The 11,870-nt window shown below is 63.3% G+C and carries 12 protein-coding genes; 9 read left to right on the forward strand and 3 right to left on the reverse strand.

Annotated features, from left to right (window positions below; all coding sequences use genetic code 11):
* Positions 1 to 10 precede the first annotated feature (10 nt).
* Genes ISS97_RS19735 through ISS97_RS19750 form a run of 4 tightly spaced genes read left to right on the forward strand, consistent with a single transcriptional unit; the run spans position 11 to position 3,430 of the window.
* On the forward strand, positions 11 to 601 hold the full coding sequence (locus tag ISS97_RS19735) for a gluconate 2-dehydrogenase subunit 3 family protein (protein ID WP_379984467.1): 591 nt from the start codon (positions 11 to 13) through the stop codon (positions 599 to 601).
* A gap of 3 nt (positions 602 to 604) precedes the next feature.
* Positions 605 to 1,660, forward strand: a complete 1,056-nt coding sequence (locus ISS97_RS19740) for a sugar phosphate isomerase/epimerase family protein (RefSeq protein WP_379984466.1) — start codon at positions 605 to 607, stop codon at positions 1,658 to 1,660.
* A gap of 2 nt (positions 1,661 to 1,662) precedes the next feature.
* Positions 1,663 to 2,580, forward strand: coding sequence for a hydroxypyruvate isomerase family protein (locus tag ISS97_RS19745; protein WP_379984465.1), 918 nt, complete (start codon positions 1,663 to 1,665; stop codon positions 2,578 to 2,580).
* 55 nt (positions 2,581 to 2,635) lie between these two features.
* A complete protein-coding gene (locus tag ISS97_RS19750; protein WP_379984464.1) occupies positions 2,636 to 3,430 on the forward strand; it encodes a 3-keto-disaccharide hydrolase in 795 nt (264 codons plus the stop codon).
* A 32-nt stretch (positions 3,431 to 3,462) separates the two neighbouring features.
* On the opposite strand, the gene ISS97_RS19755 is transcribed toward ISS97_RS19750, so the two are convergent.
* Both ISS97_RS19755 and ISS97_RS19760 read right to left on the reverse strand, forming a co-directional pair.
* Entirely contained in the window at positions 3,463 to 4,269 is an 807-nt protein-coding gene (locus ISS97_RS19755; RefSeq protein ID WP_404580156.1) for a hypothetical protein, read from the reverse strand.
* Positions 4,253 to 4,483 carry a CopG family transcriptional regulator gene (locus tag ISS97_RS19760; RefSeq protein ID WP_379984462.1) on the reverse strand — a complete coding sequence of 77 codons (231 nt, stop codon included), beginning with the start codon at positions 4,481 to 4,483 and terminating at the stop codon, positions 4,253 to 4,255. Before ISS97_RS19760 ends, ISS97_RS19755 begins: the two co-directional genes overlap by 17 nt.
* 79 nt (positions 4,484 to 4,562) lie before the next feature.
* Here ISS97_RS19760 and ISS97_RS19765 point away from each other — a divergent pair, with 79 nt between their 5' ends.
* The 3 genes from ISS97_RS19765 (at position 4,563) to ISS97_RS19775 (ending at position 8,623) form a co-directional block, all read left to right on the forward strand.
* On the forward strand, positions 4,563 to 6,260 hold the full coding sequence (locus tag ISS97_RS19765) for a SulP family inorganic anion transporter (RefSeq protein ID WP_379984461.1): 1,698 nt from the start codon (positions 4,563 to 4,565) through the stop codon (positions 6,258 to 6,260).
* A gap of 18 nt (positions 6,261 to 6,278) precedes the next feature.
* On the forward strand, positions 6,279 to 6,632 hold the full coding sequence (locus ISS97_RS19770; RefSeq protein WP_379984460.1) for a YkgJ family cysteine cluster protein: 354 nt from the start codon (positions 6,279 to 6,281) through the stop codon (positions 6,630 to 6,632).
* Between the two features lie 182 nt (positions 6,633 to 6,814).
* Entirely contained in the window at positions 6,815 to 8,623 is a 1,809-nt protein-coding gene (locus ISS97_RS19775; RefSeq protein ID WP_379984459.1) for an alkaline phosphatase family protein, read from the forward strand.
* Positions 8,624 to 8,663: 40 nt separating this feature from the next.
* Here the strand turns inward: ISS97_RS19775 and ISS97_RS19780 are convergent, their stop codons facing one another.
* A complete protein-coding gene (locus tag ISS97_RS19780; protein ID WP_379984458.1) occupies positions 8,664 to 9,137 on the reverse strand; it encodes an Lrp/AsnC family transcriptional regulator in 474 nt (157 codons plus the stop codon).
* Between the two features lie 165 nt (positions 9,138 to 9,302).
* On the opposite strand from ISS97_RS19780, the gene ald reads away from it, so the two are divergent.
* Positions 9,303 to 10,421: an alanine dehydrogenase gene (ald, locus tag ISS97_RS19785; RefSeq protein ID WP_379984457.1), complete on the forward strand. Its 1,119-nt coding sequence runs from the start codon at positions 9,303 to 9,305 to the stop codon at positions 10,419 to 10,421.
* Between the two features lie 232 nt (positions 10,422 to 10,653).
* Positions 10,654 to 11,844: a YXWGXW repeat-containing protein gene (locus tag ISS97_RS19790; protein WP_379984456.1), complete on the forward strand. Its 1,191-nt coding sequence runs from the start codon at positions 10,654 to 10,656 to the stop codon at positions 11,842 to 11,844.
* Positions 11,845 to 11,870 lie beyond the last annotated feature (26 nt).

The raw sequence follows: 11,870 nt of genomic DNA on the forward strand, positions 1-11,870 counted from the left end.
GGAGACCGCCATGAACCGTCGCGAATGGTTGAAATGCATGTCCGCGCTGGCCGTGGGCGCCGTGGCCGCGCCGTCGCTGCTGGCCGTGTTCGATGCCCATGCCGCCGCGCAGAACGGCGGCGCCGCCCCGCAGTTCTTCAGCAAGACGCAAGGCGACCTGATGGCCGCTGTAGTGGACATCATCATCCCGCGCTCTGATACGCCCGGTGCGGTCGATGCAGGCGTGCCGCGCTTCATCGACCAGATGTTCAAGGACGTCTATACGCCGGAAGAACAAAAGCGCTACCTCAGCGCGCTGGCCGCGTTCGAGAAGGAGAGCGGCAAACCGTTCCTCCAGCTCGATGCCGCGCGGCGCAAGGCGCTGGTCGTCAAACTCCACGAACAGGCACTGGCCAAGGGCAAGGATCTCGAACCGACCTCGGCGCCCGCGTTCGTGCTGATGACCAAGAAGCTGGCCATGCTGGGCTTCTTCATGTCCGAACCCGGCTGCACGCAGGTGCTGCAGTATGCGGCCGTGCCCGGCGGCTATCAGGGCGACATTCCGCTGTCGAAGGCGGGCAACGGCAAGGCCTGGGCCGTCGAAACGGTCCTGAGGATCTGACGCATGAAAACACTCAAGGGGCCAGGTATTTTCCTCGCCCAGTACGCGGGCGACGCCGCGCCGTTCAACACGCTGCCCGACATCGCCCGCTGGGCATCGTCGCTGGGTTTCGTGGGTGTGCAGATCCCTTCCAACGACAAGCGCCTGTTCGACCTCGAACAGGCAGCGGCCAGCAAGACGTATTGCGACGACATCGCCGGCACGCTGGCCGAACACGGGCTCGTAGTTACCGAGCTGTCCACGCATCTGCAAGGACAATTGGTCGCCTCGCATCCCACCTATGACCGTCTGTTCGACGGCTTCGCGCCCGCCGAACTGCGCGGCCGCCCCGTGGAACGCCAGGCCTGGGCGGTGCAGCAACTCAAGCTTGCGGCGACCGCGAGCAAGCACCTCGGCCTGACCGCGCATGCCACCTTCTCCGGCGCGCTCGCCTGGCATCTGTTCTATCCCTGGCCGCAGCGCCCCGCGGGACTGGTCGAGGAAGCGTTCGCCGAACTCGGCAGACGCTGGCGTCCGATCCTTGATGCGTTTGACGAAGCGGGGGTCGACGTCTGCTACGAGCTGCATCCCGGCGAGGACCTGCATGATGGCGCGACCTTCGAGCGCTTCCTAGACGCCGTCGGGCAGCATCCACGCGCGAATATCTTGTACGACCCCAGCCACATGGTGCTGCAGCAACTCGACTATCTGGAGTTCATCGACTTCTATCATCAGCGCATCCGCGCCTTCCACGTGAAGGACGCGGAGTTCCGTCCCAACGGCCGCGCTGGCGTCTACGGCGGCTACCAGAATTGGATCGATCGTCCCGGCCGTTTCCGTTCGCTGGGCGACGGGCAGATCGATTTCGGCGCGATCTTCAGCAAGATGGCGCAGTACGACTATCCGGGCTGGGCCGTGCTCGAATGGGAGTGCTGCATCAAGGACGCCCAGCAGGGCGCGAAAGAAGGTGCGGCCTTTATCCGCGACCACATCATCAAGGTCACCGAGCGCGCGTTCGACGATTTTGCCGCGACCGGCTCCGACCGCACGTTCAATCGCCAAGTGCTGGGGCTCGAATAACCATGTCCACCGATTCCCGAGGCATCACCCGCCGCGCCGCGCTTGGCCAGATCGCTGCCGCCGCGGCGTTCGGCGCCACGTCGCTGCTGGCGTCCGCCGAAACCACTTCCGGCAAGCTTGCATCGGCGAAGGCGACGCCTGGCCGCCTCAAGCAATCCCTCAGCCGCTGGACCTCCAAGGCGCCGCTTCCCGAATTGTGCAAGCGCCTCCAGGCGATCGGCTTCGCCGGTGTCGACTTGCTGTATCCGGACGAATGGTCGGTGGTGAACGACAGCGGCCTGTCGGTTTCCATGGGCTATCCCAAGCTGGTCTCTCCCGATCGTCGCGACAACTTCATCGCGATGGGCTTCAACGATCCGGCCAACCACGCCACCTTGTTGAAGGAACTGGAGGCGTCGATCCCGCTCGCCAAGCGCGCCGGCGTGACCAACCTGATCACCATGTTCGGCAACCGCAAGGCGGGCATCGACGCCCGCGCGGCCCTCGACCACTGCGTGGCGGGGCTTTCCAAGATCGCACCCTACGCCGCCGAGAACGGCATCACCCTTTGCGTGGAATTGCTCAACAGCAAGGTCGACCACCACGGCTACCAGGGCGACCACACCGCGTTCGGTGTTGACGTGATGAAGGGCATCGGTTCGCCGAACGTCAAACTGCTCTACGACATCTATCACATGCAGATCATGGAAGGCGACGTGATCCGCACCATCCGCGACAACATCCAGTGGATCGGGCACTTCCATACCGGTGGTGTGCCGGGGCGACACGAGATCGACGGTACCCAGGAACTCAACTACCACGCGGTCGCCAAGGCGATCGCGGATCTGAATTACCAGGGCTTCATCGCACACGAATTCATGCCGGCGCAGCCCGATCCGTTCGCCTCCTTCGCCGAGGCGTTCAAGATTTGCACGGTGTGACCAGCCATTTATGGCTCATGGGTATGCGCCAATCAGCTCATTGGGGATGTTGTTTATGAAACGACGAATCGCGATGGCCCTTGTTCCCTTCGTGTTCGCATTACCCGTGTGGGCGCAAACCGCCCCGCCTTCCGCCTCCGCCGAACCCACCGACCCCAAAGCCACCGAGCAATGGGAGCCCGTGCCCAAAGCTGTGACGCCAGGCAAACAGGACAGCGCACCGCCCTCCGATGCCGTCGTGCTGTTCGACGGTCGCGATCTCGCGCAATGGGAAACCTCCAAGGACCATTCGCCCGCACGCTGGAAAGTCCACGACGGCGTGATGACGGTCAACAAGACGACGGGCAACATCCAGACCAAGCAGCGGTTCAAGAACTACCAATTGCATCTGGAATGGCAGGTTCCCAAAGACATCGCGGGCGAAGGCCAGGCGCGCGGCAACAGCGGCCTGTTCGTTGCATCGACCGGGCCGGCCGACGAGGGCTACGAAATCCAGATCCTGGATTCGTGGAAGAACAAGACCTACGTCAATGGGCAGGCTGCCAGCGTCTACAAACAGACGCCGCCCCTGGCCAATGCGATGCGCCCGCCGGGCGAGTGGCAGGCCTATGACGTGGTCTGGACAGCACCGGTGTTCGCCACCGACGGGACGCTGAAGTCGCCCGGTTATGTCACGGTCTTCCACAATGGCGTGCTGGTGCAGAACCACACCCAGCTCGCCGGCGAGACGGTCTACATCGGCAAGCCGAAATACAAGCCGTACGCCGATGCGCCGATCAAACTGCAGGCACACGGCGATCCTTCGCAGCCCATCAGCTTCCGCAATATCTGGGTGCGTCCGCTGGATTGAGCGACCCCGATACGGGTAAAGCCGTCAGCCGCTCACTTGCGCCGTCGCGTTTGCCGGCCCAGTGCGTGAAAACGCGAAGGCGGTGCCAGATGCGCGTACACCGTCTCAAAGAGCGGGCTCGCCTGAGCGGGATCCTGGACATGTCGGGCTACCGCCGCCGCGGCCAGTTGAGCCATTTCCAGCGGTACCGGCACGGTCGCCTCCGGCCAGAACGCCAGTTCGAGGGCACCGAGTCGAGATGTGGTGTCGAGATGCGCTAACACCTCGCCAAAAATCAGCCGCTGCCCATCGCTTTCGGCCGGCTCTTGGTTCGGTGCGACCACGATGCGGCAGGCCGCCTGGCTCGTACTCTTGAGGTAAGCGTTGTAGGCGGTCAGGCAGCCGGAAAACAGGGAGCGGCGGCGCAAGGCGTCCGAGCCATGATTCTGCTCCGTCTCTTGCTCGACCACGGCCACCGCGAATCGAATGGGAAGACGGCGGATCAAGGTAGCCAGCGTGCTTTCCGCGGCACCGGGATCCCGCTCAAGCGGAAGCCCCAGCTGCGGCGCTACCGCAGGAATCCAGGATGCGGTGCCCTTGGCGACGCTCAGCGACATCGAGTCGCCGCGACGCTGCTCGTTCAACGCCAAGGCTGTCTGGGTCAACATGCCCCAGGCCGCCGGAACGGTGGGCCAGCACAGGATTTGCACAAACACCTGCTTGTCCTTGGCGCTGGCGGTGTATTCGCCAAGAAAGGCCACCTGTTCCGGACGCAGTCCGGTCATCGCTTGCGAGGCATTTTTCACAGCCGTCGCGGCGGATGGCGATGTCGCGGCGCTGCGCTTACCGGCCGCCGACACGACGACTCCCCTGTTCCGAAGAAACCACCTCGTCCGACACCTCATCCTCCGCATGCCACGGCTTACCCGACGTGCGCTCGATGTATTCGCGGATGAGTCGACGCACCACCTGCGAGGGCGTGGCGTCTTCGTCGGCGCACAAGCGCTCAAACACCGCCTTCTTGCGCGGGTCGATCAGGATGGTCAGACGGGCCGTACGGCTCTCGATGGGCATGGGGTGATATCCGGTGTTACATGATGTGTGTATTCAATGATAATAACATTATCATCCAGGTCGCTTCGCAGGGGGAACGATGGACGCGGTCAGTGCGCGCAAATACCTGCGGCTCTATGTGCCCAAGTTGGTCACCGTGCTTTCGGAAGGCTATGGCTGGCGCGATTTGCGCAGCGATGCGATCGCGGGACTGACGGTTGCCATCGTGGCCTTGCCACTGGCCATGGCGCTGGCGATCGCCAGCGGCACCACGCCCGAGAAAGGGCTTTACACGGCCATCGTCGCGGGCTTCTTGATCTCCGCGCTGGGCGGCTCCCGCGTGCAGATTGGTGGGCCGACGGCGGCATTCATTCCGGTGGTGTTCGTCGTCATCCAGAAATTCGGTTTCGGCGGACTGATCCTGTGCACGCTGCTGGCCGGCCTGATGTTGATCGGCGCCGGCCTTTTACGGCTGGGCACCTTGATGAAATACATGCCGCAGCCGGTGATCACGGGGTTCACCGCGGGCATTGCCGTCAGCATCTTTTCCAGCCAGATCAAAGATGCGCTCGGACTGAGCATGGGCACCGTGCCAGCCGACTTTCTCGAGCGCTGGATGGCTTACGCGCAGCACCTGTCGACGACCCAGCCGGCAGCGGTCGCGCTCACGCTGGTGAGTCTTGCCGTGATCATGGCGATACGCCGGTGGCGGCCGGGATGGCCCGGTTTTCTGATCGCGTTGATCGTCTGCACCGCACTGGGTGTGGGCCTTGCCTTGCCGGCGGAGACGATTGGCAGCCGATTCGGAGGTCTGCCTTCGAACCTGCCGATCTTCGATGTTCCACACATTCCGTTCGAGCGCACACGCGAGCTGCTGCCCAGCTCCTTCACCATCGCCTTTCTCGCGGGCGTGGAATCGTTGCTGTCGGCCGTGGTGGCGGATGGCATGATCGGTGGCCGGCATCGGTCCAACGGTGAGTTGGTGGCACAAGGCGTTGCCAATGTCGGCTCAGCCTTATTTGGCGGCCTGCCCGCCACTGGCGCCATTGCACGCACGGCCACCAATGTACGCGCCGGCGGGCGAACCCCGGTGGCCGGCATGATCCACGCCGCCCTGCTGCTGGTGTTCATGCTGGCCTTGGCGCCACTGATGAAGTTCGTGCCACTCGCCGCTCTGGCGGCCGTGCTGCTGGTGGTGGCCTGGAACATGAGCGAGATCGAGCATTTCCGCCACACCCTGTCGGCCCCGAAAGGCGACGGCTTGGTGCTGCTACTGACGTTTGGCCTGACCGTGTTCTTCGACCTCACCGTTGCGATCGAGGTCGGCCTCGTGGTTTCGGCCTTCGTCTTCATGTTCCGCATGGCGGATGCAGTCGAGGTCAGCGCGGGCATCAAGCTACTGGACGAAAACGGCGATGACCGCGCGGCCGGTGACGACGCTTCGCAGCGTGCCCGGCTGCCGCCAGGCGTTGAGGTATTCCAGATCAGCGGCCCGTTGTTCTTCGGCGCGGCGAACCGGCTGGATGATTTGCTCGATCAGTTTCAGAAGCCACCCCGCGTCTTCATTCTTCGCATGCGATTGGTGCCGATCATTGACGCCAGCGGCGTGCATGCGCTCAAGACCTTGCTGGAGCGCTGCCGGCGGCGCAGCATCGTATTGGTGATATCTGGCTTACAGCCACAACCGCAGCGGGTGATCCGGCAGATGGCGCTGCATCCGCACGAGGGCGAGTTGTATTTCGTCGACCACTATGAGGCGGCTCTGGCTCTGTCAGAGCAACTCTGCCCCCGAGAGTAAGTGAAGGAACCGAGCGTCATGACTCCCAACGATCGAAAAATTGAAGCACTGCGTCGACGCATTCCGTCGTTCACCTGCGTCGTCGGTTGCCACGATTGTTGCGGGCCGGTAACGGCCTCCGCGGAAGAAGTCGCGCGGCTACCGATCAAAACCGAAGAGGAACATGCCGCAGCCTTGGCCGAACTGACTTGCCCCTATCTGGGCAAGCACGGTTGCGAGGTTTACAACGAACGCCCGCTCATCTGCCGCCTGTTCGGAACAACACCGCGCCTGCTTTGCCCAAATGGAAAGCGGCCGGTGTACATGATCGACACCAGGACCGAGGACGAGATCCACGCCTTCCTCAAGCACACGCGGCAAGTGCTGTTGTAGCGCGAACTCCAACCACGTCAGAAAGTAGCTGCCGGAAAGCCACACCCTTTTTCGACCTCGCGTCGCCTTATCGAAACCCACATCACAAACGCATGATTTTGCGCCACTCGCACAGCCACAGTTGTCATCTGCGGCGCTGAGGATGGGCCGCCCAATGACGGGTGCTGACAGGTCATGCATCTATGAAGGTGATGTCTAGAGCGGCGCTCGCCGCCTTGCTGATCGTTGCGATGGGACCCTTTGACGCTGTGCTTGCGGCCAATGGCGGCAGCGCGAATCTGATCGTTGGCGGCGATGGCGAAGCCGCTGCCTGCATGACGGACTGGAACGCAGTGACCACCGTACCGGGCTGGACCGTTCTTCGCGGCAATCCAAGCGTGGTGTGTTATTCCATCGCCAGCTTTTCCACACCGAATGCATCGGCGCAGGGCAAGGCCTTCATCGCCGACGGCCCGTATGGCGACTCCGCGCTGCAGCAGCGGGTGGATGTGTCAGCCGCCAGCGCCGCCATCGACACCGGCTCCACGACTTACACGCTTTCCGGCTGGCTGGGCGGCTATGGCATCTACAGTGCGCATACCGAACTGAGTGTGACGTTTCTCGACGCATATGGCCATCCGCTCGGTTCTTCGGCAACGGTTCCCACGGTGACCGCCGCGGACCGCGGCAATAGCAATGCCTTCCTTGCCCGCGCCATCACCAACCCGGTGCCCGTCGGCACACGCGCGATTTCCGTGCTGTTGCGCTTTGTGGATACCGGCGCCTCTTACAACATCGGCTACGCCGACAATGTGTCGCTGACACTTTCCACCCCGGTGCCGGCGCCCACGCTGGCGACGCCGCCATCGACTGTGCCGGCCTACGACCATGTCTTCGTCGTGATGATGGAGAACACTACTTACAGCCAGGTTATCGGCGACACCGCCGACGCACCCTTCATCAACAGTCTGGCCAACCGCGGTACGCTGCTGATGAACTCGAGCGGCACTTATCACCCCAGCGATGAAAATTACCTGGCGATCGCCGGCGGCGACAATTTCGTCCAGGGTGCCATTTACTACCCGAATATCCATGTGGCCTCCCCGCATCTCGGCGATCGCCTCGAAGCCATCGGCAAAACCTGGAAGGCCTACGAGCAAGGCATGGGCACGCCGTGCAATACCAACAAGAACTATGACTCTTACTACGCGCCCGATGACGCACCCTTTATCAACTTCACCAATATCAGCAGCAACCTCACCCGCTGCCAGGCGCATCTGGTCGATCTGAGCCAGCTCAACAGCGATCTGCAGACCGCAGCAAGCACGCCGAATTTCGCCTGGTTGGCCGCCGACGACTATTACGACGGCGAAGCTTCGGGCAACGGCTCATCGGCAAGCCTGAAGGTGCAGGACGGCTGGCTGAAGCAGACCCTGCAGCCGATCTTCAACTCGCCCGCATGGACCGGCCAGCGCTCGCTGCTGATCCTGACCTGGGACGAGTCCGCCGATAAGTCCAACAGCTCCGGCAATCACATCGCGACGATCCTGGTGGATTCGCAGGGCTCCGTGCGGCCTGGTTATGGCAGCGCTGCCAGCTATAACCATTTCAATGTGGGGCGCACGATCGAGCAGGCGCTCGGACTTGCTTCGCTGACCGCCAACGATACCTACGCCGCACCGATCAACGATGCGTTCGCCCCCGTCACGCCGCCGCCGTCGGCACCGACGCTGTCCACCGTTACGGCCACGGTGCCGCAAGGCGCCACTATCGTGTTCGACTATGCGACTACCGGTGCAAAGCTGAGCGCCACCAATTGGGTGGGCATCTATAGCGCCGGAAATACGCCGGGCTCGCAGTCGTCGATCACCTGGCAATACGTGCCCACCACGAACGGCAACGTCGCGTTCGACACGTCCGCACTAGCGCCGGGCAACTACACCGCCTGGTATCTCTATAACGATGGTTACAGCGTATTGAACGGACCGGTGAGCTTCCGCGTATCGCCCTGATCCATCCCGCCAGGACCGCGATACACCGCGGTCCTGGCAATCACACCGGCAACGCCGTGGTCTTCTTCACCGTACGCAAGGCCAGCGTCGACTGCACGCGCACCACGCCGGGCAACTGGGTGAGGATGTCGGTGTGGATGCGCTCGAAATCGGCGGAGTCGGCATAGGCCACGCGCACCATGTAGTCCGCCGCGCCGGCAAGCAGGCAGCACTCCGTGACTTCCGGATGACGCTGGATCGCTGCCTCGAAAGCATCGAGCGCGGCACGGCCCTGCTGGTCGAGCGTCACCAATACGAAAGCCGTGCCCGGCAGGCCGGCCACCTTCTCATCGAGCAGCATCACGTAGCGCGAAATCAGGCCGCGCTCCTCCAGCAACTTCACCCGGCGCAGGCAGGCCGAGGGCGAGAGGTTGATTTGCAGCGCCAGCTCCATATTGGTCAGGCGGCCGTCCTGCTGAAGCAACTGGAGGATGGCGCGATCCCGCTCGTCGAGGGCCCAATCGGCGCGTTGCATAAAATTCCAATAAATACGTATTTGTCTGAGTGAAAATTCTACACATAGGCCATCCGTGGCGCCAAATGAGCGAGAAATTGCTCAACACACCGTTCATACTGCTGCGTCGCCGGCGCCCCGGGCCGCCGGTCCAGCAACCCTCCCACTAGCGAGAGATCTCCAGTCATGCGCATCGGTGTGCCGAAAGAAATCAAGAACCACGAATACCGCGTGGGCCTCATTCCGTCGTCTGTCCAGGAACTGGTGCACCACGGTCACCAGGTGATGGTGCAGGCCGGCGCAGGCCTGGGCGCGGGCATCACCGATGCCGATTACACCGCCGCTGGCGCCACCATCGTGGAGAGCGCTGACCAGATCTTTGCCGACGCCGACATGATCGTGAAGGTGAAGGAGCCGCTGGCCGTGGAGCGCAAGAAGCTCCGCAAGGGCCAGATCCTCTTCACCTATCTGCACCTCGCGCCCGATGCGGAGCAGACGAAGGATCTCATCGCCTCCGGCGCCGTCTGCATTGCGTACGAAACCGTGACGGCCGCCAATGGCTCGCTGCCGCTGCTGACGCCGATGTCCGAAGTCGCCGGCCGCCTCGCTCCGCAGGTCGGCGCGCATTCGCTGGAGAAGGCCCAGGGTGGTCGCGGTGTGCTGCTCGGCGGCGTGCCGGGCGTGCCTGCGGCTGAAGTGGTCATCCTCGGCGGCGGCGTGTCCGGTACGCATGCGGCGACGATCGCCGTGGGCATGGGCGCCAAGGTCACCGTGGTCGACCGCTCGGCCGATGCACTGAAGCGTCTCGCCACACAGTTCGGCACCTCGATCTCGACCGTATTCTCCACCCGCTCGGCCATCGAAGAACTGGTGCGCCGCGCCGACCTGCTGATCGGCACCGTGCTGGTGCCGGGTGCCGCCGCGCCGAAGCTGGTGACGCACGACATGGTGCGCACGATGAAGCCGGGCTCGGTGATCGTCGACGTCGCCATCGACCAGGGCGGTTGCGTCGAGACCTCGCACGCCACCACGCATTCCGATCCGACCTATGTGGTGGACGGCGTGGTGCACTACTGCGTCGCCAACATGCCGGGCGCGGTTGCCCGCACCTCGACCTTCGCGCTCAACAGCGTGACCCTGCCCTTCACCCTCGCGCTGGCCAATCACGGCTGGAAGAAGGCGCTGCAGCAGGACGTGCATCTGCGCAACGGCCTGAACGTGTCGGAAGGCCAGGTGACCTGCGAGCCGGTGGCCCAGGCGCACAACCTGCCGTACGTCAAGGCGGAAACCGCGATCGGCCTGTAAGGCCTCGCCAACGCGACCTCCCTGCTCTGAAAAGCAGGGAGGTCGTGGTTAGTCAGCTACTCGTTTCGCCTGCATCCCCGCTGCAAACAGTCTGCACATTCGCGAACGCAAGCTTCGCGTAAGCATGAAACCGCACTGAACCCCTTCCGCGCGATGACGCATTCTGGGTCATCGACACCCGACATGGCTCGTTCTCGTTAGTGGCATCCGACGCCACAAACGAGGATTCCTCATGTCATTGCTCTCTCGCTCCCCAAGCAGAAAGACACCTACGCGACTGGTGCGTGGACTGTTGGCCGTCACGCTGCTGACAGCCGGCCTCGCCAGTCTCCCGCAGCCCGCCTCCGCGGGTGTGTTTGTATCGGTGACGGTGGCGCCGCCGCCTCTGCCCGTCTACGTGCAGCCCGTGATTCCCGCACCTGGCTACATCTGGGTGCCCGGCTACTGGGCCTACGATGACGGCGACTACTACTGGGTGCCGGGCACCTGGGTGCTTCCGCCCTACTCCGGTGCGCTATGGACGCCAGGCTACTGGGGCTGGGGTGATGGTGTTTACGTCTTCCATACCGGTTACTGGGGCCTGCATGTCGGCTTTTACGGCGGCATCAATTACGGCTTTGGCTACACCGGCATCGGTTATGGGGGCGGTTACTGGGATCACGACCGGTTTTATTACAACCGCAGCGTCAACCACGTCACCAATAACATCACCAACGTCTACAACAAGACGGTGATCAACAACACGACAATCAATAACACCACCATCAACCGCACCAGCTTCAATGGCGGCCCGGGTGGTATCGCCGCACGACCGACACCGCAGCAATTGCAGGCGCAACGCGAGCAGCATGCGGGACCAGTCGCTGCGCAACAGCAGCAGATGGCCATGGCCAGCCAGAATCGCGCGATGCATGCCTCGGTGAATCATGGCGTGCCGGCCATCGCCGCTACGCCAAGGGCCGGCGTTTTCAGTGGGCACGGCGTGGCCGCTGCGGCACCGGTGGCCGCATCCGCGCGACCGGCCGCCATGCCGGGGCCGACACACACCAATGCGCCAACGTCGCCGATGAATGACCGCGGCGCGTTGCGCTCCGCCAGCTTCGCGCCGCACAACAACAGCAACGTGAGCCACATGGCGCAGACAGCTCCGCACACGGCTTATTCACCAGCCACAGGCCCTGCCTCTCATGCTGCGCCTCACATGCAGCCGAGCGCTTACCGCGGTGAAACGGCAAGCCCACGCAACCCATACGAGGGTGGCAACGCCTTCAGTCATGGGGCGGCGAGACCGGCCATGCACGCATCTGCACCGCCGTCGGCGTATCACCCGGCACCGCCGCATCCGCAAGGTGGCGGGCGGCCCGCACCGCGAGCTCAGCCAGCGGCCCATGCCGCCCCGCATGGCGACCACAATATGCATTGAAGAAAAACGTATCTGTCGCAAAGCCC

This window comes from Dyella koreensis (genome assembly GCF_044904565.1).
Classification (GTDB): Bacteria; Pseudomonadota; Gammaproteobacteria; order Xanthomonadales; family Rhodanobacteraceae; genus Dyella_D; species Dyella_D koreensis.